Genomic DNA, 24,776 nt, shown 5'->3' with positions numbered 1-24,776 from the left:
GGGTAGGAGGCTCTCAGGGACGAGTAGGGGTCGCGACTCAGGGATGTCTCAGGGTCGCCGTTCGGAACTGTGCGCGGCGCGGACCCGTTTTCAGGAAGAGAGCGGCCCCGGCCGCGAAGGAGGCGACGTACATGTCGAAGAAGGCGAAGATCGCCGCAGGGGGTGTGGCGGTCGGGCTCATCCTGTTGATCTGGCTGCCGTGGTGGGCGGCGCTCCTGATCGTCCTGGGAGTCCCGACCGCCGCATACCTCACGTTGGACCCTTCCCAGCGGCGCAGGCTGCGCCGCGTCAGCCGCAAGGAGCTCGGTCGCTGACCGCACCGACACGGAGACACACCGACACGCCGGGGTGCTTGGGACGGCGAGCCCGGTATGGGCGCAGGAAGAGCCCGGCCTGGGCACAGGAGCTGGGCACTTTGCCGTCCGCGGACCGTGCGACGTACGGCCCGCGGACGGCGAGGACCTCGTTCCCAAAACCGTTTGCGTGCCCCACGGTCGGCACCCCACCATGACCGCATGAAGCATGGAAAGGAGGCCCAGCGACTCCTCGGTGAGCGCTGATGGCCCGATACGAGGCGTCCCGGACGCCGTCCGAGCAGCCCCAGAACCACACACCGCCGGCGCCCCTGACGCCGGCTTGGCTCAGGGCCCACTTCGACCCCCTGCCGTTCCCGGCACGTATGAGCGCTCTGGCGCGCTATGCCCGCACGCTCACTCCACACGCGTACGACACCCTGCATCACGCCCTCGACACCGGAGACGGGGACGAGCGGCACACCGCCCTCTTCCTGGCCGTCGTCCGCCGCGATCTGCAGCGGGTGAGCGAGGCCCTCGCAGACCCGCTGCTGGGCCGCCGCGCGCGTGCGGCGGCCGTCCGGCTCCCTATACCCGAACAGGCCTTGGCACGACTGGCGTCGAGCGACATCAGGGCCACCCGCCTGGACACCTACCGGCTGCTCAGGCGCAGCCGTCGCCACGCCCTGGCCGCCGGCCTGCTGCCCGGGGTCTTCGACCGCAACGGCCCTCGGGAAGCGGCCGAGTTGCTGCCCGCATGTCCTCCGCAGACCGTGGCGGCTTGGCTGCCCCGGGTCGAACCGTCCATCGGCACGCTCAACTCCCTGGCGCGCACGGCACCTCAGGCCCTCGCCGCGTATCTGGCGGCGCAGAGCGACCAGCAGACACGCGGGGAGTCGTTCGCGTTCCACCGGAGCCATCGCGAGGCCGCGACGGTCGCTGCACGCCGTGACCCGGACGCGGCACTCCTGCTCCTGGAGCGGGCTCCCGACCTGCTCACCGAACGTGGAGTCCTCGCCGCGTTGTACCGGCCCGCGCAGGCGGCGGCCGTCCTGCGAGCGGCTCCACCCTGCGAGGACCGCGGTCATCACGAACGGCCCGTGCCCGGCGGACCGTTGCCGCCATCCCTGCGACGGATCCTCGCCGAGTCGCCCCCGGCGGACCTCCTTGTGCTCGCCGAGCACTGTCCCGCCTCCGGCAGCCGGTACGCGGGGCCCGGCCGCCAAGAGGTCGCTCCCGACGCGCTGTTGCTGCTCCTCCCGTCCGTCGAACGGCGACGGATCGCGGAGCGCCGCACCGCGCGCATCCGATTGAGTGCCGCCTTGGCCCCGGCACTCGCCGCGCTCGACCCCGCCGACCGCTCAGCGTTGATCAAGCCCCGGCTGAAGCAGTCGCGCAGGCCCCGGTACTCGGCCCGTTGGGCGATGACCCTGCCCCTGGCCGACGGCGAACCGCTGCTGCGTGAACTCGCCGAGAACCACCGAGTCCACCATCGCACCCAGGCCTGGCCCGCCCTGCTGGCCTGCGCGGAACTCCAGGGCGACCCCGCGGAGTTCGCCCGAGTCGCCGCCGGCTGCGAACGTGCCTGGCACGACCGGGACGAGGTGCGCCGCCCGGCCCTGCAGCAACTCGCCGGCTCCGCACCCCACCTGCTCGCCGCCCTGCCCGAACAGGTGCTGTGCGATGCCGTCCGCACCACGGTCCAGTCACGCGACTCGACGGCCGGCACCCTCGACGCGGCCCGAACCCTGCTGCATCGCGTCGTCGAACGCGCCGCGGCGGTCGGTGACATCGAACGCGCGGCCCTCGCCGTCGCCCTCCTGGGCGAGGTCGTCTCCGCGCCCCGGCACACCGGCCCGCTGACCCCGGTGCGCGTCGACGAGGCGGCCGCCCGCGCCATCTGGGCGACCACGGCTCGCAGCACACCGCAGCGGTCCGAGACGGGCACGGCCTTCGCCGAACTCCTCAGGACGCACCTGACCGAGCTGCCCGACCTCGACGCGCAGGTGCGGCACATCGCTGTCGAGTGCGACGACCCGGCACTCGCGGCCCGCGCCGCGGCCGCCTGGGTGTGGCCGCCACGGCTGCGGGAACAGCGCTGCGCCGAACTGATCGCCCTGGACGCCACCTTCGCCACCGTGCCCCTCGTCCTGCGAACCGTCGCGGCACGCCGGACGACCCTCCTGGATCCCGTCCTGGCAGCCGCCGGCGGGGAGTTCAAGGGCCGTCTGCGCGCCCGTGCCACGCCTTGGACACCACGGTTGCGCCCCGGGGTGACCGGGCGGTGGCTGTCACGGCAGCGGGAGGCGTGGAGCGAGCATCACGCGCGCGTGGCCGCCGACGAGTCGGCTCCCCTGCACGTCCGCACGGACGCGACCCGACTCCTCGGAGATCCGGCGAGGTTGACCGCGCTCGCCGAGCGGGCGCCGCAGCCCGTGGCAGCCGCGGCGCTCACCGCATTGGGCGAACTCGCCGGACGGGCGCCCGCGGACGCACCCGAGGCGTCCACTCTCCGCGACCTCCTGCTGCGGCACGCGGCGACCGGCGGTGTGCGGGGGCGTGCCGCCATGGCCGCGATGCGGCGACTCCTCGCGCACCTGCCCGACGAGGAGACGGTGCGCCTGCTCGCCCCGGTGGCCCGCGCGGCCGACGCCCCGGTGGGCACCCGCAAGGAGGCCGCCCGAGCGCTGGGTTCCCTGCCGGGCGACGACTCCTTCGAGGCGCTCGTGGAAGCCTGGGACCAGCCTGGCGGGCACCCCGATGTCCGCGCGGTGCTGGCCCGCGCGCTGCTGCCCGCCGTCGACCGGCCCGGTGTGGCCGACCGTCTCCTCGGCGCGGTCCACGAACCCGCCGTACGCGAAGCCGTCGTGCACGCACGCGTACGTGCGGTCCCCACCTCGAAGAGGCTGCCGTACACGGCCTTCCTGGTGCGGATCGTCGAGGAGGGTGACGACGAATCGGCGGCGGCCACGTGCGAGGCTCTGCCGTCCTGGCTCGGGGCGGACACGCCGGACGGGATCCGCGTGCTCGCGGACACCGTGGCGGACCCGGAGCGATCCAGCCGGCTGTGGCACGCCGCTGCCCGTCACCTGCTGCGCCTGCCACCCGTACCGGACTCGGAAGTCGCCGTCCGCCGCGCTTTCGACCAGTTGGAGGAGCGGGCCCGCGCGCGGGACCCCCTGGTGCGTACCGACGCCCTGCGCAGGCTGCACGCCATTGCGGGCGACGTTCGGCCGGGTGTCGGCGGCCCGCGGGCGCTGCGCCTTCTGGACGCGCTGATCGACACCCTGGAGGCGGTCGGCCTGTCGACCGACGCGGCGCACCTGAACTGGGACGCGGCCATGCACGACATGAGCCGCGGCAGAGATGGGACCGACCGCTGGGCCCGGCTGGCGCGGCTGTGCGAGGCCGCACCGACCCGTCTGCCGGTGCCCGCGTACCTGCCGGTGGACTTCGGGCGGGCACGCGTGCGTGAGGCCGCCCTCGCCGCGGCACGCGTACTGGGCGCCCACGGCACGGCTCTCTCGGGTCAGTTGGCGCTCGCGTTCGTCCGTGGAGGCGGGGGTGCCGCGCAGTGGGAGGAACCCTGGAAGGGTGAACTCGAAACGCTGCGGGCCCACCAGGATCCGGACACGGCGATGGGCGCGCTCCTCGTCGATCCGGACGCGGGACGTTGAGCCGCGGCAGGCCGCACGCGCGCGTGAGCGTGGCGCCAACGCGTCGCACGACGGCATGCGCCAGGCAGTGGACCTCTCACGTGCGTGAGGGTGGGAGTTGCCCGGGCGCATGACGCCGGCGTTCAACTGGGGCGTACGGCCATCTTGTCGAGCGCCTCCAGGAGACCCGGCAGCTCCGGGCCGCGGCCCACCGGCAGGACCTCGCCCGGTTCGTCGTCGAGCAGTACGAACGCGATGTCGTCGGTCCTGGCCACGAGCGACCAGCCGGGACCGTCGGCACGCAGTGTCCGCGCCTCGCCCGGGGCGAAGGACGACCGCACGCGGCCGAGCGGCGGCGGGGAGTCCACGTATCCCCGTGCCTCCGAGAGGACGCGCCGGATGCCGGCGTGGCCGGGCTTCTGCTCGGTGCCCTCCTCGGCGCTCCGATCGGCTTTCTCGGCCCCGTCCGCGTCCGTGGTGGTCTCCGGGACCCGGAAGTCGGCGTCGTCGATCTGCTCGCGCCACACGGCCCACTGGAGGGCGATCTCGTCGGCGCCCAGCCGCCGTTGGGCCGGCCCCCACGTCGTCGTGTCCGGAGGCGACAGCGTGGGACCGTCCACGACGTCGGGGCCCGGGTCGTGCGGCTCCGGCACGCCGGGCGCCGCGACGGCGACCGCCAGGGGCCAGCCGGGCAGGGCGGCGACGACCGTGCGCTCGGTGGGCGAGAGGTCGTACTCCATGCCGCAGTCCCAGGACGCGATGGCCACGGCGACCAGGGAGACGTCGTCGACGACGACGGTCCACCGGGCGCCGTCGCCGTCCTGGCCCAGCACCAGGCCGTATCCGTCGGCGAGCGGCGCGAGGCCGAGCGCCGCGCAGGCCTCCGGATAGTCGTCGCCCAGCACGCTCGGGAACTTCGCCGGCGTCAGCAGTACCGCCGTGAGCACATAGAGCGCGTCGTCCTCGGCGGCGACGGCGTCCTCGTCCGTCCCGGCCATCCCAGCCTCCCCATCGGTTCGTCCAACGGCGCGCACCCTAATGCGACCGGAAGCAGCTTGTCACGACTGCCCAGCGACGCGGACCTGCAGTTTTCCGGGTGCACGGGGCGAATCGACCGCGCAATGCCCCGCGCGTCAGTCCGCGGGGAGCCCGAGGAGCGCGCGGGCCACGTTCTGCGGGGACTCGTCGCGCTCCCGCGCGAGCGCGACGACGGCCCTGCACGCGAGCTCGCTGACACCGAAGGACAGCGCCTCCGGCGACACCCAGCCGGCCGCCTCGTCGAGCCGGTCCTGGTCGTCCACCGCGCGGGCCGAGACATATGTCGCCGCCGCCTCGAAAAGATTGTGCGGATGTTTGTCCCGGCCAGGATCCACCTCCACGCGCAACGCGTCGCGGACTCTGGAACCGGACCTGCGCACCCTGCCCCACATGCGAACCACCTTCCCCCTACGTGGTCGACGTTCGCGGAACGTTCATCTCCTGCTACTCACCGTAGAGTTGGAGTACCCGCAGAAGAAGGGTCCATGGCGATCCGTCGTGACGTCAGCCTTCCCGCGAGGCCAGTGCCAGGAACCGGGCTTCCTCGTCGACGTACGAGGTCATGCGCCAGCCCGAACCGGCCAGCAGGGAGCGAAGGTTGGGTTCGGCGCGCAGGTCCTCCGGAGTGATCTGCCGGCCCTGACGCGCCGCCAGCGCCGCCCGCCCGATCGGATGGAACAGCGCGAGCGTGCCGCCGGAGCGCACGACGCGTGCCAACTCCCGCAGATTCTCGGTCGGATGCGGCAGGTGAGCGATGAGCCCGGCCGCGAACACCGCGTCGAGCGACCCCGACCGCACCGGCAGCGCGGACACGTCGGCGAGCAGCAACCGCCCCTGAAGGTCCCGGCCGGCGGCCACGGCGGCCTGGAGCATGGCAGGCGTCAGATCGGCGCCCACGACCACTCCGGAGGGCCCCACGGCCGTGCGCAGCGGCGGCAGAGCCCGCCCCGTGCCGCAGCCCGCGTCCAGCACGCGGTCGCCCGCGCGCAGCCCCAGCTCGGCGACCGCCGCCGCGTAGGCGGGACCGTCGCCGGGGAACCGGCGGTCCCAGCCCGCGGCGCGCGCGGTGAAGAACTCCCGGACATGCGTGTGGTCGTCGCTCATGTTCCGCATGATCCCTCACCGACACGGATGACGCCTCAGCGCGCACGTTCGAGCGGGACGCGATCGTTCAGGGTTACCGCTGTGTCATATTTCAATACCTTTCGAAATGCGCCCTCGTTGCGCGCCCCTGTCCTCCTAGCGTCCCGGGGTCATGGGACACCTGGACCACGCAACCTTCGGTTGGCTGACCCCCGCGCTGTCGTACGTGATGGCCTGCATCGGCTCCGCCCTCGGGCTGCGCTGCACCGTCCGCGCGCTCGGCGCCACCGGCCGGTCGCGACGCAACTGGCTCATCACCGCGGCCTCCGCGATCGGCACCGGCATCTGGACCATGCACTTCGTGGCCATGCTCGGATTCGGCGTCAGCGGCACCGACATCCGCTACGACGTACCGCTCACCATCGCCAGCCTGCTCGTCGCCATGATCGTCGTCTGCGCCGGCGTCTTCGCCGTCGGCTACGGCAAGGACCGCACCCGCGCGCTCCTCCTCGGCGGCCTCACCACCGGCCTCGGGGTCGCGAGCATGCACTACCTGGGAATGGCGGCGGTACGGCTGCACGGCGCCGTGCACTACGACCCGGCGCTCGTCGGCCTGTCCGTCCTGATCGCCGTCGTCGCCGCGACGGCGGCCCTGTGGGCGGGTCTCAACATCAAGTCGCCCGTCGCCGTCTTCGGCGCCTCGCTCATCATGGGGGCCGCGGTCGCCAGCATGCACTACACCGGCATGTTCGCGGTGAGCGTCGACGTCACCCCTTCCGGCACGGCCCTGCCCGGGGCCACGGCGATGCAGTTCATCTTCCCCCTCGCCGTAGGCCTCGGGTCCTACCTGTTCCTGACCTCGGCCTTCGTCGCCCTGTCGCCGACCAGCGGGGAGCGCGAGGCATCCGCCTCCGCCCAGCGGCCGGTCGAGAGCGCCTTCGGCTAGCCACCACCGGATTGACGGCACGCCCCGAGGCACCGTCGCGAGCGCGTCGCCGACCCCGGCGGCCGCGGCCCGACGGCCCGCCCCCGACCCACTTCCGAGCGAGGAGGCCATGCGTACACCCCGTAGGACGCCCGCACTTGGCGCCGAGACGCCGAACACATCTCCCGCGCGCGGTCGTCGCGCGCACGCAGGACCACCGGCCGACGAACGCCCGGCGGACCCCGCGGGCGCGCTGCCGGACGAGGCACCCGAGCGTGGCGGCGGCTGGCGAATAAGGCCACGGACCGTCCGGGCCAAGATCGTCTGTCTGCTGATGGTCCCGGTCGTCTCGCTGCTGGCCCTGTGGGCCTTCGCCACCGTCAGCACCGCTCAGGACATCGCCAGGCTGCGGCAGTTGCAGCGCGTGGACTCCGAGATCCGCACCCCCGTCGCGACCGCCGTCACCGCCCTCCAGGCCGAGCGCACGGCCGCCGTGCGGTACGCCACCCACCCGACGGCCGCAGCGAGCGGCGACTACAAGAGGCTCGCGGACCGCACCGACCGGGCCGTGGCCGAACTCCGGCTCGGCGACGACAACACCGTCGCCGACAGCGAGGAGCTGCCCCAAGGAGTGGCCCGGCGTCTCGACACGTTCGTCACCGGCGCCGAACGACTGCGCACGCTGCGCACCGCGGTGCTCGACCGGCGCACGGGCTGGGACCAGACCTACGGCCAGTACACCGGCACCATCGCCACCGCCTTCGCGGTGGGCGGCGCGCTCACCAGCATCCAGGACGCCGACCTCGGCTCCGACGCACGCGTACTGCTCGAATTCTCCCGCGCGGGAGAGGCGTTGGCCCAGGAGGACGCACTGGTGACCAGCGCGCGCCTCGCCGGCGGCCTGCACGGCGAGCGACTGCGGCTGTTCACCGGCGCCGTCGACACGCGCCGCGCGCTCACCGACTCCGCCGTCGCCGATCTGCGCGGCCCGGAACGCAGCGCCTGGCGTCACCTGGCCGCAGGCAGCGCCTACGCGGCCCTGGGCACCGCGGAGGACAAGGCCGTCGCCGGCACCCCCGGCCCGCTCACCGCGGCACCCTCCAACAGCTGGGACACGCCCCACGCACGCGTGCAGAGCGGCATGCGGACGATCGAGGACCGGGCGGGGCAGGACGTCGCGGACCGGGCCGACCCCTTCACCCGCGGTCTGCTCACCCCGGCCGGTGCCGCGGTCCTGTTCGGCCTCGCCGCCGTCGCCGCGTCGCTCGTCATCTCCGTACGCATCGGACGCGGCCTCGTCGTCGAACTGGTCGGGCTGCGCAACAGCGCCCTGGACATCGCCCGGCGCAAGCTCCCCGAGGCGATGCGGCGGCTGCGCGCGGGCGAGGAGATCGACGTCCATGTCGAGGCCCCGCCGGGACCGCCCGCCGAGGACGAGGCGGGCCAGGTCGCCGAGGCCCTCGGCACCGTGCACCGCGCCGCCCTGCGGGCCGCCGTCGAACGCGCCGAACTCGCCAGCGGCATCTCCGGGGTGTTCGTCAACCTCGCCCGCCGCAGTCAGGTCCTCGTGCACCGCCAACTGAGCCTGCTGGACAGCATGGAACGCCGCTCCGACGACCCGAACGAACTGAGCGACCTGTTCCGGCTCGACCACCTCACCACCCGTATGCGGCGCCACGCCGAGAGCCTCATCATCCTCTCCGGGGCCGCGCCCGGCCGCGCCTGGCGCGTGCCGGTCTCGCTGACCAATGTGGTGCGCGCGGCCGTCTCCGAGGTCGAGGACTACGCACGCGTGGAGGTACGACAGCTCCCCGAGGCGTCGGTCCTCGGCACGGCCGTCGCCGACCTCACCCACCTCCTCGCCGAGATCGTCGAGAACGCCGCCCAGTTCTCGCCGCCCCACACACGCGTGCGTGTCAGCGGTGAACCCGTCGGCAACGGCTACGCGATCGAGGTCGAGGACCGCGGCCTCGGCATGGGCAGCGAGACGCTCGCCGAGGCCAACCGCCGCATCGAGCAGTCCGAGGCACTGGACCTCTTCGACAGCGACCGGCTCGGCCTCTTCGTCGTCAGCAGGCTCGCCGCCCGGCACGACATCAAGGTGCATCTGCGCACCTCGCCCTATGGCGGCACCACCGCGGTCGTCCTGCTGCCCACCCCGCTGCTGCACGGTGGCGCGGCGGAACGCTCGGCGGCGGAACGTTCACCCGAGAAGGCCGCCGACCGGGAACGGTTCGCGGAACGCGAGTACGCGCGCGTGCCGGGCGCCGCCTCCCACCAGGAGTCCGTCCCGGCGCCGGCCGAACGGCCCGCGCTGGTGCACACCGCGCCGCCCGCGGTGGAGGAGACGGTGCCCGAAAACCCACCACCCGGAGTCACCACCTTGCGCCTGCACCGTCCCCCGGACGACGTCGAGGAGTCCGACGACCTGCCCCGCCGCGTACGCCAGGCGAACCTCGCCCCGCAACTGCGCAGGCAGCGCCCCGAAGAGCCCGACCGGGCCGCCGCGCCCCACCACGACGACGGGCGCACCCCCGAAGTCGTACGGGAACGCATGGCGGCGTACCGCGACGGCTGGGCCCGCGGCGGCGGCAGGCAGCCCGGGCGCGGCGCCACTCCCGATTCCACAGCGCGCAGGGACAGTGAAGGAGATCCCGCATGATCAAGGACCCGAGCATGAGGGCCCCGCAGTCGGGCGAACTCGACTGGCTGCTGGACGACATGGTGATGCGCGTGAGCGAGGTACGGCACGCCGTGGTGCTGTCCAACGACGGCCTCGCCGTGGGCGCCTCGACCGATCTGCACCGCGAGGACGCCGAACACCTCGCCGCGGTGGCCTCCGGCTTCCACAGCCTGGCCAAGGGAGCGGGCCGGCACTTCGGCGCCGGAGGCGTGCGCCAGACGATGGTGGAGATGGACGACGGCTTCCTGTTCGTGGCCGCCGCCGGCGACGGCTCCTGCCTCGCCCTCATCACCGACGTGACCGCCGACATCGGCCTGGTGGCCTATGAGATGGCACGGCTGGTCAAGCGCGTCGGCGAGCACCTATACACGGCACCGCGCGTCGCCGCGCGGCCCCCGGCCGCCGGATAGGCCGAGGACGGTTCGCGCACATGAACCTGGACAGGACAGGCGCCCCGCACGAGCCGGGCAGCCAGTGGTACGACGGTGAGGCCGGGCCGCTGGTCCGTCCGTACGCCATGACGGGCGGGCGCACCAGGTCAGGACCCGCGGGGGTCCGCTTCGACCTGATCGCGCTCGTCACCCTGGACGCGAGTGCCCGCGGCGTCGACGACGACCCCGCGCTCGGGCCGGAACACCGGGCCCTGATCGACCTGTGCCGCACGGAGACGCAGTCGGTCGCGGAACTCGGCGCGGGCGCCGATCTGCCCGTCGGCGTGGTCAGGGTGCTCCTGGGCGACCTGCTGGAGCGCGGCTGCGTCACCGTCAGCCGCCCGGTGCCTCCGGCGCAGCTTCCTGACGAACGGATTCTGCGCGAGGTGATCGAAGGGCTGCGGGCGCTGTAGCCGAAGTTCACGACCATCCGACGGTGAGCTCGCCGCCATCCGACCTTGCCGGTACTCCCGTACTCCCGAGAGAAGTGATCAATGGACTCCGAGCACTCCGATGCCGCGGGCGGCGAGACGACCGCCCTGGCGCTGAAGATTCTGGTCGCCGGCGGATTCGGCGTGGGCAAGACCACCCTGGTGGGCGCCGTCAGCGAGATCAAGCCGCTGCGCACCGAGGAACTGCTCAGCGAGGCGGGCCAGTTGGTGGACGACACCGACGGCGTCGACCAGAAGGTCACGACCACCGTCGCCATGGACTTCGGCCGCATCACCATCCGGTCCGGCCTGTCCCTCTACCTCTTCGGCACCCCCGGCCAGGACCGCTTCTGGTTCCTGTGGGACGAACTGTCACAGGGAGCCCTCGGCGCGGTCGTCCTGGCGGACACCAGGCGGCTTGAGGACTGCTTCCCCGCAGTGGACTACTTCGAGCACCGGCACATCCCGTTCGTGGTCGCCGTCAACTGCTTCATGGGCTCCCGCAGGTACGGCCCCCAGGACGTCTCGCGCGCCCTCGACCTCGACCGGGGAACTCCGGTGGTGCTCTGCGACGCCCGTGACCGCGACTCCGGGAAGGAGGTGCTGATCCGGCTGGTCGAGTACGCCGGGCGGATGCACACCGCCCGGCTGCTCGACTCGGTCGGCTGACGCGGCCGCCGGGCGGCCGTGAAGTCAGCTCGCGACGGCCTTTTCCGCCAGGATCTTGTCGACCGCGATCCGGACGAGGAGTTCTCCGGGCACGCCGTTGCGCTCCCCGAACTCCGCGGCGCGCTCCTCACCCATGTACCGCGCGCCGATACGGCCGGCCCAGTGCCGCAACTCGTCGAGATCCTCCGAGATCCGGGCGCGGCCCTGCAGCACGACGTAGTCGAACGGCGGACGATCGTCGTCCACACACAGCGCGGCCCGTCCGTCACGGGCCAGGTTCCGGCCCTTCACACTGGTCTTCGCGGTGTTGAACACGATGTCGTCCCCGTCGAGCAGGAACCAGATCGGCGTCACGTGCGGGCTGCCGTCGGCCCGGACGGTGGAGAGTTTCGCGGTGCGGGTGCCCTGCGAGACGAAGGCCCGCCATTCCTCATCGGTCATCTTCTGTGCCATGCGCCCATCCTCCTTGCTCGGACGCCGGTGGTGGGGAAGGCTGGCGAGGGATCCTCCCACGAGGGGGAGTCGGCACACGGGGAGTCGTAGACATGGGGCACAACGAGGGACTCGGCTGGCTGCTGGACGAGCTCACCGAGCGGGTCGAGCACGTACGCCACGCGTTGGTCCTGTCCAACGACGGACTGGTGACGGGCGCGAGCACGGGACTGCGCCGCGAGGACGCGGAGCATCTCGCCGCCGTGTCGTCCGGACTGCACAGCCTCGCCAAGGGCTCGGGCCGCCACTTCAGCGCGGGCGGGGTACGCCAGACCATGGTCGAGTTCGACGACGCGGTGCTCTTCGTCACCGCGGCCGGCTCCGGCAGCTGCCTGTGCGTGCTCAGCGGGGCCGACGCCGACATCGGCCAGATCGCGTACGAGATGACCCTGCTCGTCAATCGAGTGGGCGAGCATCTCGGCGTGGAGGTCAGGCAACCCGAGCGATCACGGGTGACAGAGGCCTGACCTGGGCATTCGTCCTTTCCGGCGGAGTTATCCACAGGCTTGCCACGCGATTCGCCGAATTGGCTACGGTTTTTCCGAGGCCACGCGGACGGCGCGGGCCCCGCACTCCACGGGGGAGACGAGCATGTCAGGCAACACCGTCACGAAACCGCAGTCCCTGTCCTTCGCGCCGAGTCGCGCGGCCAGGGAACTGGAGCTCAAGCGAGGAGAGTTCGACCTCGCGGTACACCTCGGCTGCGTCAGGACCGTGCCCGACGAAGGGGGCGGAGGCCGGCGGGTATCCCGCACCGAGATCGAGCGGCTGCGCAGCGAGGAGGGCTATCCCGAGGCGCTGCGGAAGCGCGTCGAAACGGTGGGCACGAAGCAGGGGGCGGACCTGCTGGAGGTGACACCCGCCAGGTTCACCCGACTGGCCAGGCTGGGCGTGGTCGTGCCGGTGACCTTCTATCTCAACCGCTACCGGGCCGTGGTCTGGCTGTATCTGGCCGAGGAACTGCGGCAGTTCGCCGACGACGCGGCTAGCACGGGTCTGCTCACCGGGACGACGCCGTCCGGGCTGCGCGAGCAGTTGGAGGCGGGGCTGGATCTGCGGGCCCGGAACTGGCGGGGACGGCACCTCGGCTTCCTGCTCCGGCAGGCCGACGGCCACCCGTGGGCCCGCGCGGCGGCCGTGGCGTCCCTGCTCGATCCCGTCCAGGTCGCGGAGATCGTCCAGGATCCCTACGAGCGCTCCCATCTGGGCCGCTTCCGGCCCCGGCCGGTGGCGCACGGCGCACCCGGCTCGCCCTCGGCACAGCTCGCGGAGAGGATCATGACGGCGGACCATCCGGACGAGATCGGCTGGCTGCGCGCCGATCTCGCACAGGCGGTGAGCGAGGCCCGCCTGGACCACCCGGCACCGCGACCGGCATCGAGTCCGACGGGAGTGCGGGCGGCGCCGAATAACCCCGCTGACCAGGAGCCGGAGCGATCCCGTGGCCTGCTGAACCGCTTGCTGCGCAGAAACCCGTGAACTACAGCGCCCTGAACAGCCCTTCCTGGACCACGGACACCAACAGCCGCCCCTCGGTGTCGTAGATCCGCCCACGGGCCAGACCCCGTCCACCCGTGGCGATCGGCGACTCCTGGTCGTACAGGAACCACTCGTCCGCGCGGAACGGCCGGTGGAACCACATGGCGTGGTCCAGCGACGCCATGTCGAAGCTCCGTGGCCCCCACAGGGGTTCGACCGGGATGCGGACGGCGTCCAGGAGGGTCATGTCACTGGCGTAGGTGAGCGCGCAGGTGTGCACGAGCGGGTCGTCGCCCAGCGGCCCGACCGCGCGCATCCACACGGCGCTGCGCGCTTCTGCGCCCTTCAGGTCCTCGGCGCTCCAGCGCAGTCGGTCCACATAGCGGATGTCGAAGGGCTGGCGGCGCGCCATCCGCTCCAACTGCTCGGGCAGCGCGCCCAGATGGGCCCGTACCTCCTCCGCGACGGTCGGCAGGGACTCCGGGTCCGGGACCTTGCGGGCGGGCGGCAGCTGGTGCTCGAAGGGTCCTTCCTCAGGCTTGTGAAAGGAGGCGGTGAGATTGAAGATCGTGCGGCCCTGCTGCACGGCGGTGACCCGGCGGGTCGTGAACGACCTGCCGTCCCGCACCCGTTCGACCTCGTACACGATCGGCACGCCCGGCCGGCCCGGGCGCAGGAAGTACGCGTGCAGTGAGTGCACCGGACGGTCTCCGTCCGTGGTGCGGCCGGCGGCGACCATCGCCTGGCCCGCCACCTGGCCGCCGAAGACCCGCTGCAGGGACTCCTGTGGGCTGCGGCCACGGAAGATGTTGACCTCGATCTGCTCCAGGTCGAGCAGGTCGACCAGTCTCTCGGCCGGGTTCGTCATGCGGGGAGTTCTCCTTGGCTCACGGCTGTCCGACGGCTCACAGCTGACCGACGTCGGTGACACGGACGACCGCTTGGCCCTCCGCGTCGGAGGCCGCGAGGTCGATCTCCGCGCTGATGCCCCAGTCGTGGTCGTCGTTCGGGTCGTCGAAGATCTGGCGGACGCGCCAGAGGCCGTTCTGCGGCTCCTCCTTGATCACGAGGAGCTTGGGGCCGCGTGCGTCGGGACCGGTGCCGAGGTCGTCGTACTCGTCCCAGTACTTGTCCATCGCCTCGCCCCAGGCGTCCGCGTCCCAGCCGTGGTCGCCGTCCAACTCGCCCAGTTCGTCGACGTGGTCGAGGGCGGCGAGCTCAACGCGGCGGAACATGGCGTTGCGGACCAGGACGCGGAAGGCGCGCGCGTTGGCCGTGACGGGCTTGACCTCGTCGGCCTTCTCCTGGGCCTCCTCCGCGGTCATCACTTCCGGATTGGCGAGCTGCTCCCACTCGTCGAGCAGGCTGGAGTCGACCTGGCGGACCATCTCGCCGAGCCACTCGATCAGGTCCTGCAGATCCTCGGACTTGAGGTCGTCCGGGATGTTGTGGTCCAGCGCCTTGTACGCGCTCGCGAGGTAGCGCAGCACGATGCCCTCGGTGCGGGCCAGCTCGTAGTGGGACACCAACTCCGTGAAGGACATGGCCCGTTCGTACATGTCACGGATGACGGACTTCGGCGACAGCGGATGATCGCCCACCCACGGGTGACTCTTGCGGTAGGTGTCGTAGGCGTGGAAGAGCAGCTCCTCCAGAGGCTTCGGGTACGAGATGTCCTGGAGCCGCTCCATGCGCTCCTCGTACTCGACGCCGTCCGCCTTCATCAAGGCGACGGCCTCGCCCTTCGCCTTGTTCTGCTGGGCGGCGAGGATCTGCCGCGGGTCGTCCAGGGTGGACTCGACGACGGACACCATGTCCAGGGCGTAGGACGGCGATTCCGGGTCCAGGAGCTCGAACGCGGCGAGCGCGAACGTGGACAGCGGCTGGTTGAGGGCGAAGTCCTGCTGGAGGTCCACGGTGAGGCGGACGATGCGGCCGGAGGCGTCCGGCTTGTCGAGCTTCTCGACGATGCCGCCGTCCAGCAGCGAACGGTAGATGGCGATCGCGCGCCGGATGTGCCGCAGTTGCTGCTTGCGCGGCTCGTGGTTGTCCTCCAGCAGATGGCGCATCGCGTCGAAGGCGTTGCCCGGACGGGCGATCACCGACAGCAGCATCGTGTGCGTCACCCGGAAGCGGGAGGTCAGCGGCTCCGGCTCGGAGGTGATGAGCTTCTCGAAGGTGCTCTCCGTCCACCCGACGAAGCCCTCGGGCGCCTTCTTGCGGACCACCTTGCGGCGCTTCTTCGGGTCGTCGCCCGCCTTGGCGAGCGCCTTCTCGTTCTCGATGACGTGCTCGGGAGCCTGTGCGACGACGAAGCCCGCCGTGTCGAAGCCGGCCCGACCGGCACGACCCGCGATCTGGTGGAACTCACGGGCGCGCAGGGTGCGGACGCGATTGCCGTCGTACTTGGCCAGGGCGGTGAACAGCACTGTGCGGATGGGGACGTTCACGCCCACGCCGAGTGTGTCCGTACCGCAGATGACCTTGAGGAGACCCGCCTGCGCGAGCTTCTCCACCAGGCGCCGGTACTTGGGCAGCATGCCGGCGTGGTGGACGCCGATGCCGTGCCGGACGTAGCGGGAGAGGTTGCGGCCGAACTTGGTGGTGAAGCGGAAGTTGCCGATCAGCTCGGCGATCTGGTCCTTCTCCTCGCGCGTGCACATGTTGATGCTCATCAGCGCCTGCGCCCGCTCCACGGCCTGCGCCTGGGTGAAGTGGACGATGTAGACCGGGGCCTGCCTGGTCTCCAGGAGTTCGGTGAGGGTGTCGGTGAGCGGGGTGAGGCGGTACTCGTAGGACAGCGGCACGGGCCGGGTCGCCGAGCGGACCACCGAGGTCGGGCGGCCGGTGCGCCGGGTGAGGTCCTCCTCGAACATCGAGACGTCGCCGAGCGTGGCGGACATCAGGATGAACTGCGCCTGGGGCAGCTCCAGGATCGGGATCTGCCAGGCCCAGCCGCGGTCCCCCTCCGCGTAGAAGTGGAACTCGTCCATGACGACCTGGCCGACGTCCGCGCCCTTGCCGTCGCGCAGCGCGATCGAGGCGAGCACCTCGGCGGTGCAGCAGATGACGGGCGCGTCGGCGTTGACGGAGGCGTCGCCGGTCAGCATGCCGACGTTCTCGGTGCCGAACATCTTGCACAGCTCGAAGAACTTCTCCGAGACGAGCGCCTTGATCGGAGCCGTGTAGAAGGTGACCTCGTCCCGGGCCAGCGCGGCGAAGTGCGCGCCCGCCGCGATCATGCTCTTGCCGGAGCCGGTCGGCGTCGACACGATCACGTTCGCACCGGAGACCACCTCGATCAGCGCCTCCTCCTGATGGGAGTAGAGCGTGATACCGCGTTCCTGGGCCCACGACTCGAAGGCTTCGTAGAGGGCGTCGGGGTCGGCGGTCGCAGGGAGCTGATCGATGAGGGTCACGGACCCATCTTGCCTGGCCTCCTCCCTCAGGGGGGAATCGGATGTCCGCCCGAAGATCACGACCTATACGCTGTGTCGCCGACGGAGCGTCAGCGAACTCGGTCAACTGGACAGCGGTACACGAGGAATGGGGCGGGCAGCGGCCATGATGGGACCAGCACACTCACTGTCGGGCGCCGCGGCCTGGCTCGGCGTCGGAGCCGCGGCCGCCGCGGCCGGACACACGATGCCCTGGCCGGTCCTCCTGGTCGGCGCCCTGATCTGCGCCGGCGCCGCGCTCGCCCCCGACCTGGACCACAAGGCCGCGACCATCTCCCGAGCTTTCGGTCCCATCTCGCGCGGGCTGTGCGGGATCGTGGACAAGCTCTCCTACGCCGTCTACAAGGCGACCAGGAAACAGGGCGACCCGCGCCGCTCCGGCGGCCACCGCACCCTCACGCACACCTGGCTGTGGGCGGTTGCCATCGGGGCGGGAGCGTCGGGCCTGGCCATCGTGGGTGGCCGCTGGGCCGTCCTCGCCCTCCTCTTCGTCCACATGGTGCTGGCCATCGAAGGTCTGCTGTGGCGGGCGGCCCGGGGCTCCAGCAGCGACGTCCTGGTCTGGCTGCTCGCGGCGACCAGTGCGTGGATCCTGGCCGGTGTCCTGGACAAGCCGGGCAACGGCGCGGACTGGCTCTTCACGGCTCCCGGCCAGGAGTACCTGTGGCTCGGGCTGCCGATCGTGCTGGGCGCGCTCGTGCACGACATCGGCGACGCGCTGACGGTCTCCGGTTGCCCGGTCCTGTGGCCGATCCCGATCGGTCGCAAGCGCTGGTACCCGATCGGCCCGCCGAAGATCATGCGCTTCCGGGCCGGCAGCTGGGTCGAGCTGAAGGTGCTCATGCCGGTGTTCATGCTGCTCGGCGGAGTGGGCTGCGCGGCGGCGCTGAACTTCATCTGAGGGGCGGGCCCCTCCGGGCGGGGCACGGCGGTCGTGCCCTCACCCCTGAAGGTCCCCGGCCGTCAGTCCCGCCACTGCTCGCTGGGCGCCACCCCGGGCAGCGGCCGGCCGATAGTGGCGAGGGGGAGGAAGAACAGCCCCTGGCCGATCGCGAACGTCAACGTGGTCAGGGCCTTCTCGTCGTAGTGCTCGGACACCCGCGCGTAGAGGTCCGCGGAGACACGCTCACCGTGCGGGTTCGGAGTGAGGACGGCCTCGATCAGCGCGAGCGCGGCACGCTCGGCGTCCGTGAAATACGGCGCGTCGTGCCAGGACGACACGGCCGTGATCCGCTCCTCGGACTCGCCGGCCCTGCGCAGGGCGCCGGTGTGCATGACGGTCAGGTAGGTGTTGCCGACCAGCTGGCCCAGGCGCAGATGGATCAGGCTGACCGTGGTCTGCGGCACCGAGCCGTTGCCGACGGCCTTGAACAGGGCTTCGGCGACCGGTGCCAGCTCCGGGACGGTCTTGAGCGGGTTGGGCAGGCGCGACTCGGTGGTCAGGGTGTTCTGTGTGGTCATGGCGTTCGGTTCTCCGGATCCTCGACATCTTCGGTACGGGCGGAAGCAGCTTCGGTGGGTGCGAAGTGCTTCTGTCGTACTGACGGATGCCGAGGCCCGGGTGTGACCGCCGAACGCCATGGATCTCCGGTCGGCCGTGCGGCGGCGCCGCGGGCCGGTGCAGGCGGTGGAACCTCAGCCGCTCGAACCTCAGCCGGTGGAACCCTGGCCGGTTCCGCCGCCGTAGCGCCGCTCGAACTGGGCGATGCGGCCCTCGGTGTCCACGGTCCGCGCCTTGCCCGTGTAGAACGGGTGGCTCTCGGAGGAGATTTCCACGTCCACGACCGGGTAGGTCTCGCCGTCGTCCCACTCGATGGTCTGCTCGCTGGTCGCGGTGGAGCGGGTGAGGAAGGCGTAGCCGGCGGCGCGGTCGCGGAAGACGACCGGGTGGTAGTCGGGCTGCTTGTCGTTCTGCATGCGTGCTCCTCGGCAGGTCGGCCAGGCGACAGTTCAGCCGGACAGGGTGTCCTCGTCGACGATGTGCATGGCGGCTTCCTCGGCGGAGGCCGCGGCGCCGTCGATCCCCACGTCCGTGGCGATCAGCGCGCTCTCCTCGTCCTCGTGCGCGCCTTCGTCGGGCGCCACGAGGCGGCCGGAGCGGAAGTCGCCGACCTCGTTGTCCAGGAGTTCCCCGTCCGAGTCGTCGGAGTCGCCGAGGCCGTCGCCGTCGTAGGCGCCGAGGTCGGGGATCTCCTCGGCGAGCCGCTGGTCCAGCGTCTCCCCGCGCTGTCCCTCGGCCGCCGTCACACCCTCGTGCTCCACCGCCCACGGCCGCTCCGGCGGGGACCAGCCGCGGTCGAGCGGGTCGTCGACACCGTCGCTGTCCAGGGTGTCCTCCGGGTCGAGCAGGCCCGAGTCCTCCTGGATCTCGGATCCGAGGGGCTGGTAGACGTCGTCTCCCCATCCGTCGGCGCTGGTCACGGGTACCTCCAGGTGATGGGGACAGGCCCGCGGTGGGCTGCGGGTCGCCGGTACGCGGCGCGAACCGGTACCGGTGCCCAGCCTTCCACCCCCTTTCGGGAGCGCGCAACGGCACAGGGCGACGAGGCCGCCGGACTGCGGGCCCGACCGGGGTCCGGGATCGGGTCCCGGCTCACGAGTTCACCCCCGCCTCAGCCCGTCACCTCACCCGTGCCAGGACCGCCACAGCGCCGCGTACGCACCATCCGCGGCGACCAGCTCGTCATGGCTGCCGAGCTCGCTGATCCGGCCGTCCTCCACCACAGCGATGACGTCCGCGTCGTGGGCGGTGTGCAGCCGGTGGGCGATGGCGACGACGGTGCGACCGTCCAGGACGCGGGCCAGAGACCGCTCCAGGTGGCGGGCCGCACGCGGGTCGAGCAGGGACGTCGCCTCGTCCAGGACCAGCGTGTGCGGATCGGCGAGCACCAGTCGGGCCAGCGCGATCTGCTGCGCCTGGGCCGGCGTGAGCGTGAGCCCGCCCGAGCCGACCTCCGTGTCCAGTCCCTCGTCCAGCGCCCCTGCCCAGGCGTCCGCGTCGACGGCGCCGAGCGCCGCCCACAGCTCGGCGTCCTCGGCGCCGGTCCGGGCGAGCAGCAGGTTGTCGCGCAGGGAGCCCACGAAGACGTGGTGCTCCTGGTTGACGAGGGCCACGTGCGAGCGGACCCGCTCGGCCGGCATCCGGGAGAGCTCGGCGCCGCCGAGGGTGACGTGACCTTCCCGGGGCGCGTAGATGCCGGCGAGCAGCCTGCCCAGCGTGGACTTGCCCGCGCCCGACGGCCCGACCAGCGCGAGGCGGGTGCCGGGCGCGACCTCCAGGGACACCTTGCGCAGGACGTCCACGCCCTCGCGGTAGCCGAAGTGCACCCGGTCCGCGTGCACGTCACGCCCGTCCGGCGCCGGCGAATCCTCACCGGCGTCCGGCTCGACCTCTCGCACGCCGACGAGGCGGGCCAGCGACACCTGAGCCACCTGGAGCTCGTCGTACCAGCGCAGGATCAGGTTCACCGGGTCCACGAGCATCTGCGCGATGAGCGCCCCCGTGGTCAACTGGCCGACGTCGATCCAGCCGTGCAGGACGAACACGCCGCCGATCATCAGGACCGAGGCGAGCACCGTCACATGGGTGAGGTTGATGACAGGGAAGAGCACCGACCGCAGCCACAGCGTGTAGCGCTCCCACGCCGTCCACTCCTGGACCCGGCGCTCGGACAGTTCGACGCGACGGGCGCCGAGGCGCTGGGCCTCGACGGTGCGTCCTGCGTCGACCGTCTCGGCGAGGGCGGCGGCCACGGCCGCGTACCCCGCGGCCTCCGAGCGGTAGCCGGACGGCGCCCGCTTGAAGTACCAGCGGCAGCCGATCACCAGCAGCGGTACGGCGATCAGCACGGCGGGCGCGAGCGGCGGCACCGTGACGACGAGCCCGCCGATCAGCAGCACCACCCACACCACACCGATCGACAGCTGCGGCACGGCCTCGCGCATCGCGTTGGCCAGCCGGTCCACGTCCGTCGTGATCCGGGACAGCAGGTCGCCCGTTCCCGCTCGCTCCAGGACACCCGGCGGCAGCCCGACCGACCGCACCAGGAAGTCCTCGCGCAGGTCGGCCAGCATCCGCTCGCCGAGCATCGCCCCGCGCAGCCGCACCTCGCGCACGAACACGGCCTGGACGACCAGCGCGAGCACGAACAGCGTGACGGTGAACGGCATATGGAGCTCCCGCGCACCGTCCGACACGCGCTGTACGAGATCGCCGAGCAGCCAGGGGCCGACCAACGAGGCGATCACGGACACCGTGTTGACCGTGATCAGGATCAGGAAGGCACGGCGGTGCCGTCGGAACAGTTCGGCCACGTAGGCGCGTACGGTCGCGGGGGCGCCGACCGGCAGGGTGTTCGCCGTGGTCGGGGCCGCCGGGTCGTAGGCCGGTGGCGCCACGCCGATCATGCTGTCTCCTCGATTTCTTCCAGTTCCTTCAGCACCCCGGTCAGGGCGGCCGCTCCCTCTTCATCGAGCACGCCGGTCAGGGCGGCCTCTTCCTCGGTCTCCCGGGTCACCACCGCCCGGTACCGCGGCTCGGTGTGCACCAGGTCGCGGTGGACGCCGACCGCGGCGACCTCGCCCTCGTGCACCAGCACGACCCGGTCCGCGTGGTCCAGGAGCAGCGGCGACGAGGTGAACACCACCGTCGTCCGCCCCGCCCGCAGTCCACGCAGCCCCTCGGCGATCCGCGCCTCGGTGTGCGAGTCGACGGCCGAGGTCGGCTCGTCCAGGACGAGCACTTCTGGGTCGGTGATCAGCGACCGGGCCAGGGCGAGCCGCTGCCGTTGCCCGCCGGACAGCGACCGCCCGCGTTCGGTGATCCGCGTGTCCATCGGATCCTGCGCGTCCAGCGACCCCTGGGCGAGGGCCTCAAGCACGTCCCCGCACTGGGCGGCGGTCAGCGCGTCGGCCGCGGTGACAGCACCGGACGCCGGCACGTCGAGCAGCTCGCGCAGCGAACCGGACAGCAGCACCGGGTCCTTGTCCTGGACGAGCACGGCGGTCCGGGCGGTGGTCAGAGGCAGCTCGTCGAGGGGGACACCGCCCAGCAGGACGGACGTGCCCTCCTCGGCGGGGTGTCCGCCCAGCCGCTCGGCGAGCAGGCCGGCCGCGTCCGGGTCGCCGCACACCACGGCGGTGAGCCGGCCGGTGGGGGCCAGCAGACCGGTGGCCGGGTCGTACAGATCGCCGGCCGGCGGGTCCGCCTCGCGTACGCCGTCGGCGTCCGTGGTCCGTTCCAGCGACAGCACGCGCGCGGCCCGCTTGGCGGAGGGACGCGAGAAGGAGTACGCCATGGCGATCTCGTGAAAGTGCTGGAGCGGGTAGCTCAGGACCATCACCGAGCTGTAGACGGTGACCAGTTCGCCGATGGTGATCCGGCCCTGGCGGGCCAGATGGACGCCGTACCAGACGACCGCGATCATCAGCGCGCCCGGCAGCAGCACCTGGATCGCGGCGATCAGGGACCACATACGGGCACTGCGCACGGCGGCCCGGCGGACCTCCTGGGAGGCGCGGCGGTAGCGGTCGAGAAACAGGTTCTCGCCGCCGATGCCGCGCAGCACGCGCAGTCCGGCGACGGTGTCGGAGGCGAGTTCGGTGGCCCGGCCCGCCTTCTCGCGCTGGAAGTCGGCCCGGCGGGTGGCCCGTGGCAGCAGCGGCAGGACCGCCAGTGCCACCACCGGCAGACCGGCGGCGACGAGCACTCCCAGCGCCGGCTGGTAGACGACCAGGGCGACACAGACCAGGACGGCGGTGAGGGCCGCCGCGGTGAACCGGGAGACGGCCTCCACGAACCAGCCGATCTTCTCGACGTCACCGGTCGACACGGCCACCACCTCGCCGGCCGCGACCCGCCGGGTCAGTGCCGAGCCCAGCTGGGAGGCCTTGCGGGCGAGGAGCTGCTGGACGCGGGCGGCAGCGGTGATCCAGTTGGTGACGGCGGTCCGGTGCAGGAAGGTGTCGCCGAGCGCGACGCCGATCCCGCACAGCGCCAACAACCCGCCCGCCAGCGCCAGGTGGGTGCCGGAGCGGTCCACCACGGCCTGAATGGAGAGGCCCACGCAGAACGGCAGCGCGGAGACGCACATGAAGTGCAACAGCCCCCAGGCAAGGGCCTTGAACTGTCCGCCCAGCTGATTCCGGCCCAGCCACCACAGGAATCGGGGGCCCGAGCGCGCGTCCGGCGTGCCCGGGTCGGCATAGGGAAGGTCTTGGATCTGCATGACGGATGAGGTCCCAGTGGCTCGTGTCAGGGAGGGGAGAGGGGGCCGCGAGCGGCGACAGCAAACCGTGAAAGGTTCGCGTCACTGCGTGGTCGTAGGCAACCGGTTTTCCACGTAGCCCACACAGAACCGGCGCCTTCCGGCCTGCCCTGTATCTCCTCGCCGGAGGCGTCATTGCCAGATAGTGCCGACTCCCCGTAGAACACCGGCCATGAAGAGACGGATCATCATGTCCATGCTCGCCGGAGCGACCCTCGTGGCGAGCGCCCTGCTCGGGGCGGCGCCCGCTCAATCGGCCCAGACCCAGGGCCGGTCCACCGAAGCGCGCTCCCAACCCGTGGACGTTCCCGCGGAGTTCGGCTCCGACTGGCACGACCCGGTCACCGCGGTCCCGCCCATCGAGAAGCCTTCCGGCACGTCCTGCCAAGTCACCCTCGCCGAGGCGCAGTTCCGCGACTTCACCCCCTACCGGGGCACCTACACACCGCCCGCCGGCTGCGGCGACCGCTGGAGCAAGGTGGTGCTGCGCCTGGACGGCAAGGTCGCCGGACGGCAGTACGACCGGCTCGGCTATGTGCACGTCGGCGGGGTCGAGGTGCTCCGTACGTCGACCCCCGAGCCCTCGCCCGACGGCATCACGTGGTCCGTGGAGAAGGACGTCACGCGCTACAGCGACACCTTCCGTCGCGCCCAGGACGTCGAGATGCTCATCGGGAACGTCGTCGACGACACGTACACCGGCGTCCTCGACGTCAAGGTCACCCTCACCTTCTACGCGGGCCGCCCCGCCACGACCCCCGACAAGGTCCTCACCCTCGGCGAGGGCAACACCCTCACCACCCCGCGCAACAGCGAGCGCATCCTCGCCGAGGTGTACGCCACCGGATCGGGCGGCGGCTGCGAGGAGTTCTGGTACCTCAGCGTGCCCGGCTCCGCCCCCTACTCCTGCCAGGCCGACGGCGGTCCATACCGCGAGGTGCAGATCAAGGTGGACGGCCAACTCGCCGGAATCGCCGCCCCGTTCCCGACCGTGTGGACCGGCGGCTGGTCGAATCCCTTCCTCTGGTACGTCGTTCCGGGCCCGCGCGCCTTCGACGTCAAGCCGATCGAATACGACCTGACGCCCTACGCCGGTCTCCTCAACGACGGCCGCCCGCACCGCGTCGAGGTCTCCGTCGTCGGCGTACCGGAAGGGCAGAGTGGCTGGAGCACGCCCGTCAACGTCCTCGTCTGGCAGGACGCCAAGCGCGCGCACGTCACCGGCAAGGTCACCACGCACCAAGTCGGTGACCTCGCCAACTCCTCGACGTACACGCCCGGTTCACCGCAGCGCGTGGACACCGACGGCGGCCACCGGCTGACCGTCGCCGGCTACGTCGACACCTCGCACGGCCGCGTCACGACCACCGTCCGACGCACCCTCGCCAACACCTCCGCGCATCACTGGACCGACGGCGAGAACGTCGACGGCCTCGACGCGACCTGGTCCGACGACGAGTCGGTCACCGTCGACGGGCGCGGGCCGGCCCGCACGACGCACACGCGACGGACGTACACGATGAACGGCACGACCAGCGTCGGAGACGACGCCCGGCTGCGGACCGTGCTCACCATGGGTGACCGCGCCTCGGTGGTCGAGTCGCGGGGTGGCCGGCGTACCGCGTGGTCGCGGTTCGACGACACCTACACCGGCGACGCCACCTATCTCACGGGCGTGCCCCGTGACCAGCGGCACGCGGTCGGCACGACGAGCGAGCGCTACCGGCTGTACGGATCCGACGGCTGCTACGACCGCTCGCTGACCACCGTGCAGGGGGTGCTCACGGAGGAACGCGACCGCTGCTGAGGGCAGTTGTGTGCGACGCGTCACACGGGACGTGATTTACGTGTCTGCAACACGGAGGTTTCCGG

Annotated in this window: 22 protein-coding genes; 11 read left to right on the top strand and 11 right to left on the bottom strand. The window is 71.8% G+C overall.

The features are described 5' to 3' along the window. Positions 1-131 precede the first annotated feature (131 nt). Both ACIQI8_RS36475 and ACIQI8_RS36470 read left to right on the top strand, forming a co-directional pair. On the top strand, positions 132-314 hold the full coding sequence (locus ACIQI8_RS36475) for a hypothetical protein (RefSeq protein ID WP_124000748.1): 183 nt from the start codon (positions 132-134) through the stop codon (positions 312-314). Positions 315-559: 245 nt separating this feature from the next. After that, the gene (locus ACIQI8_RS36470; protein WP_402360488.1) at positions 560-3,970 is read left to right on the top strand and encodes a hypothetical protein; all 3,411 of its coding nucleotides are present in this window, start codon (positions 560-562) and stop codon (positions 3,968-3,970) included. A gap of 122 nt (positions 3,971-4,092) precedes the next feature. Here the strand turns inward: ACIQI8_RS36470 and ACIQI8_RS36465 are convergent, their stop codons facing one another. The 3 genes from ACIQI8_RS36465 to ACIQI8_RS36455 all read right to left on the bottom strand — a co-directional run bounded on the left by ACIQI8_RS36465 (position 4,093) and on the right by ACIQI8_RS36455 (position 6,091). Continuing rightward, the gene (locus ACIQI8_RS36465; protein WP_402360486.1) at positions 4,093-4,947 is read right to left on the bottom strand and encodes a hypothetical protein; all 855 of its coding nucleotides are present in this window, start codon (positions 4,945-4,947) and stop codon (positions 4,093-4,095) included. 135 nt (positions 4,948-5,082) lie between these two features. Next, the gene (locus ACIQI8_RS36460) at positions 5,083-5,379 is read right to left on the bottom strand and encodes a hypothetical protein (RefSeq protein ID WP_402360483.1); all 297 of its coding nucleotides are present in this window, start codon (positions 5,377-5,379) and stop codon (positions 5,083-5,085) included. 112 nt (positions 5,380-5,491) lie between these two features. Then, positions 5,492-6,091: a class I SAM-dependent methyltransferase gene (locus ACIQI8_RS36455; protein ID WP_402360480.1), complete on the bottom strand. Its 600-nt coding sequence runs from the start codon at positions 6,089-6,091 to the stop codon at positions 5,492-5,494. A gap of 151 nt (positions 6,092-6,242) precedes the next feature. Here ACIQI8_RS36455 and ACIQI8_RS36450 point away from each other — a divergent pair, with 151 nt between their 5' ends. The 5 genes from ACIQI8_RS36450 (at position 6,243) to ACIQI8_RS36430 (ending at position 11,209) form a co-directional block, all read left to right on the top strand. Beyond that, the gene (locus tag ACIQI8_RS36450) at positions 6,243-7,016 is read left to right on the top strand and encodes an MHYT domain-containing protein (protein ID WP_402360476.1); all 774 of its coding nucleotides are present in this window, start codon (positions 6,243-6,245) and stop codon (positions 7,014-7,016) included. Positions 7,017-7,125: 109 nt separating this feature from the next. Next, positions 7,126-9,657 (top strand): nitrate- and nitrite sensing domain-containing protein, encoded by a 2,532-nt coding sequence (locus ACIQI8_RS36445; protein WP_402360473.1) that lies wholly within the window; start codon positions 7,126-7,128, stop codon positions 9,655-9,657. Beyond that, positions 9,654-10,088: a roadblock/LC7 domain-containing protein gene (locus ACIQI8_RS36440; RefSeq protein ID WP_402360470.1), complete on the top strand. Its 435-nt coding sequence runs from the start codon at positions 9,654-9,656 to the stop codon at positions 10,086-10,088. The genes ACIQI8_RS36445 and ACIQI8_RS36440 overlap by 4 nt, the downstream gene beginning before the upstream one ends. A gap of 20 nt (positions 10,089-10,108) precedes the next feature. Next, positions 10,109-10,522, top strand: coding sequence for a DUF742 domain-containing protein (locus ACIQI8_RS36435; RefSeq protein WP_402360467.1), 414 nt, complete (start codon positions 10,109-10,111; stop codon positions 10,520-10,522). A gap of 81 nt (positions 10,523-10,603) precedes the next feature. After that, complete coding sequence (locus ACIQI8_RS36430) at positions 10,604-11,209, top strand: ATP/GTP-binding protein (protein ID WP_280878897.1); 606 nt, start codon at positions 10,604-10,606, stop codon at positions 11,207-11,209. 24 nt (positions 11,210-11,233) lie between these two features. Here ACIQI8_RS36430 and ACIQI8_RS36425 read toward each other — a convergent pair whose 3' ends face one another. Continuing rightward, the gene (locus ACIQI8_RS36425; RefSeq protein WP_402360463.1) at positions 11,234-11,662 is read right to left on the bottom strand and encodes a PPOX class F420-dependent oxidoreductase; all 429 of its coding nucleotides are present in this window, start codon (positions 11,660-11,662) and stop codon (positions 11,234-11,236) included. A 92-nt stretch (positions 11,663-11,754) separates the two neighbouring features. Here ACIQI8_RS36425 and ACIQI8_RS36420 point away from each other — a divergent pair, with 92 nt between their 5' ends. Both ACIQI8_RS36420 and ACIQI8_RS36415 read left to right on the top strand, forming a co-directional pair. Beyond that, on the top strand, positions 11,755-12,168 hold the full coding sequence (locus ACIQI8_RS36420; RefSeq protein ID WP_402360460.1) for a roadblock/LC7 domain-containing protein: 414 nt from the start codon (positions 11,755-11,757) through the stop codon (positions 12,166-12,168). A 124-nt stretch (positions 12,169-12,292) separates the two neighbouring features. Then, entirely contained in the window at positions 12,293-13,180 is an 888-nt protein-coding gene (locus ACIQI8_RS36415) for a DUF6397 family protein (RefSeq protein WP_402360457.1), read from the top strand. Position 13,181: 1 nt separating this feature from the next. Here the strand turns inward: ACIQI8_RS36415 and ACIQI8_RS36410 are convergent, their stop codons facing one another. Then, positions 13,182-14,048: an acyl-CoA thioesterase II gene (locus tag ACIQI8_RS36410; RefSeq protein WP_124000761.1), complete on the bottom strand. Its 867-nt coding sequence runs from the start codon at positions 14,046-14,048 to the stop codon at positions 13,182-13,184. A 37-nt stretch (positions 14,049-14,085) separates the two neighbouring features. Then, entirely contained in the window at positions 14,086-16,599 is a 2,514-nt protein-coding gene (locus ACIQI8_RS36405; RefSeq protein ID WP_402360453.1) for a DEAD/DEAH box helicase, read from the bottom strand. Between the two features lie 145 nt (positions 16,600-16,744). Here ACIQI8_RS36405 and ACIQI8_RS36400 point away from each other — a divergent pair, with 145 nt between their 5' ends. Further along, positions 16,745-17,539, top strand: coding sequence for a metal-dependent hydrolase (locus tag ACIQI8_RS36400; RefSeq protein WP_402360450.1), 795 nt, complete (start codon positions 16,745-16,747; stop codon positions 17,537-17,539). Between the two features lie 62 nt (positions 17,540-17,601). On the opposite strand, the gene ACIQI8_RS36395 is transcribed toward ACIQI8_RS36400, so the two are convergent. The 5 genes from ACIQI8_RS36395 to ACIQI8_RS36375 all read right to left on the bottom strand — a co-directional run bounded on the left by ACIQI8_RS36395 (position 17,602) and on the right by ACIQI8_RS36375 (position 22,865). After that, entirely contained in the window at positions 17,602-18,099 is a 498-nt protein-coding gene (locus ACIQI8_RS36395; protein WP_402360447.1) for a carboxymuconolactone decarboxylase family protein, read from the bottom strand. A gap of 189 nt (positions 18,100-18,288) precedes the next feature. Next, the gene (locus ACIQI8_RS36390; RefSeq protein ID WP_280878890.1) at positions 18,289-18,555 is read right to left on the bottom strand and encodes a type B 50S ribosomal protein L31; all 267 of its coding nucleotides are present in this window, start codon (positions 18,553-18,555) and stop codon (positions 18,289-18,291) included. 33 nt (positions 18,556-18,588) lie between these two features. Further along, the gene (locus tag ACIQI8_RS36385; protein WP_402360444.1) at positions 18,589-19,059 is read right to left on the bottom strand and encodes a DUF5709 domain-containing protein; all 471 of its coding nucleotides are present in this window, start codon (positions 19,057-19,059) and stop codon (positions 18,589-18,591) included. A gap of 204 nt (positions 19,060-19,263) precedes the next feature. Beyond that, a complete protein-coding gene (locus tag ACIQI8_RS36380; protein ID WP_402360441.1) occupies positions 19,264-21,045 on the bottom strand; it encodes an ABC transporter ATP-binding protein in 1,782 nt (593 codons plus the stop codon). After that, complete coding sequence (locus ACIQI8_RS36375) at positions 21,042-22,865, bottom strand: ABC transporter ATP-binding protein (protein ID WP_402360438.1); 1,824 nt, start codon at positions 22,863-22,865, stop codon at positions 21,042-21,044. The genes ACIQI8_RS36380 and ACIQI8_RS36375 overlap by 4 nt, the downstream gene beginning before the upstream one ends. Positions 22,866-23,076: 211 nt before the next feature. Between ACIQI8_RS36375 and ACIQI8_RS36370 the strand changes: the two genes are divergently transcribed. Next, complete coding sequence (locus ACIQI8_RS36370) at positions 23,077-24,711, top strand: peptide-N4-asparagine amidase (protein WP_402360434.1); 1,635 nt, start codon at positions 23,077-23,079, stop codon at positions 24,709-24,711. The last annotated feature ends 65 nt before the right edge of the window (positions 24,712-24,776 follow it).

Origin of the sequence: Streptomyces sp. NPDC092369, assembly GCF_044755245.1 — a bacterium.
GTDB lineage: Bacteria > Actinomycetota > Actinomycetes > Streptomycetales > Streptomycetaceae > Streptomyces.
Note: the sequence above shows the minus strand (reverse complement) of the source record. Positions and strands in the feature narration are given on the sequence as shown.

What these genes read in the sequence shown, in the direction of transcription:
- ACIQI8_RS36445 (WP_402360473.1), top strand. Translation starts at nt 7,126, where the DNA reads ATGCGTACACCCCGTAGGACGCCCGCACTTGGCGCCGAGACGCCGAAC.
- ACIQI8_RS36430 (WP_280878897.1), top strand. Translation starts at nt 10,604, where the DNA reads ATGGACTCCGAGCACTCCGATGCCGCGGGCGGCGAGACGACCGCCCTG.
- ACIQI8_RS36370 (WP_402360434.1), top strand. Translation starts at nt 23,077, where the DNA reads ATGAAGAGACGGATCATCATGTCCATGCTCGCCGGAGCGACCCTCGTG.
- ACIQI8_RS36475 (WP_124000748.1), top strand. Translation starts at nt 132, where the DNA reads ATGTCGAAGAAGGCGAAGATCGCCGCAGGGGGTGTGGCGGTCGGGCTC.
- ACIQI8_RS36440 (WP_402360470.1), top strand. Translation starts at nt 9,654, where the DNA reads ATGATCAAGGACCCGAGCATGAGGGCCCCGCAGTCGGGCGAACTCGAC.
- ACIQI8_RS36470 (WP_402360488.1), top strand. Translation starts at nt 560, where the DNA reads ATGGCCCGATACGAGGCGTCCCGGACGCCGTCCGAGCAGCCCCAGAAC.
- ACIQI8_RS36400 (WP_402360450.1), top strand. Translation starts at nt 16,745, where the DNA reads ATGATGGGACCAGCACACTCACTGTCGGGCGCCGCGGCCTGGCTCGGC.
- ACIQI8_RS36420 (WP_402360460.1), top strand. Translation starts at nt 11,755, where the DNA reads ATGGGGCACAACGAGGGACTCGGCTGGCTGCTGGACGAGCTCACCGAG.
- ACIQI8_RS36450 (WP_402360476.1), top strand. Translation starts at nt 6,243, where the DNA reads ATGGGACACCTGGACCACGCAACCTTCGGTTGGCTGACCCCCGCGCTG.
- ACIQI8_RS36455 (WP_402360480.1), bottom strand. Translation starts at nt 6,091, where the DNA reads ATGAGCGACGACCACACGCATGTCCGGGAGTTCTTCACCGCGCGCGCC.
- ACIQI8_RS36375 (WP_402360438.1), bottom strand. Translation starts at nt 22,865, where the DNA reads ATGCAGATCCAAGACCTTCCCTATGCCGACCCGGGCACGCCGGACGCG.
- ACIQI8_RS36460 (WP_402360483.1), bottom strand. Translation starts at nt 5,379, where the DNA reads ATGTGGGGCAGGGTGCGCAGGTCCGGTTCCAGAGTCCGCGACGCGTTG.
- ACIQI8_RS36390 (WP_280878890.1), bottom strand. Translation starts at nt 18,555, where the DNA reads ATGCAGAACGACAAGCAGCCCGACTACCACCCGGTCGTCTTCCGCGAC.
- ACIQI8_RS36395 (WP_402360447.1), bottom strand. Translation starts at nt 18,099, where the DNA reads ATGACCACACAGAACACCCTGACCACCGAGTCGCGCCTGCCCAACCCG.
- ACIQI8_RS36410 (WP_124000761.1), bottom strand. Translation starts at nt 14,048, where the DNA reads ATGACGAACCCGGCCGAGAGACTGGTCGACCTGCTCGACCTGGAGCAG.
- ACIQI8_RS36435 (WP_402360467.1), top strand. Translation starts at nt 10,109, where the DNA reads ATGAACCTGGACAGGACAGGCGCCCCGCACGAGCCGGGCAGCCAGTGG.
- ACIQI8_RS36465 (WP_402360486.1), bottom strand. Translation starts at nt 4,947, where the DNA reads ATGGCCGGGACGGACGAGGACGCCGTCGCCGCCGAGGACGACGCGCTC.
- ACIQI8_RS36380 (WP_402360441.1), bottom strand. Translation starts at nt 21,045, where the DNA reads ATGATCGGCGTGGCGCCACCGGCCTACGACCCGGCGGCCCCGACCACG.
- ACIQI8_RS36415 (WP_402360457.1), top strand. Translation starts at nt 12,293, where the DNA reads ATGTCAGGCAACACCGTCACGAAACCGCAGTCCCTGTCCTTCGCGCCG.
- ACIQI8_RS36425 (WP_402360463.1), bottom strand. Translation starts at nt 11,662, where the DNA reads ATGGCACAGAAGATGACCGATGAGGAATGGCGGGCCTTCGTCTCGCAG.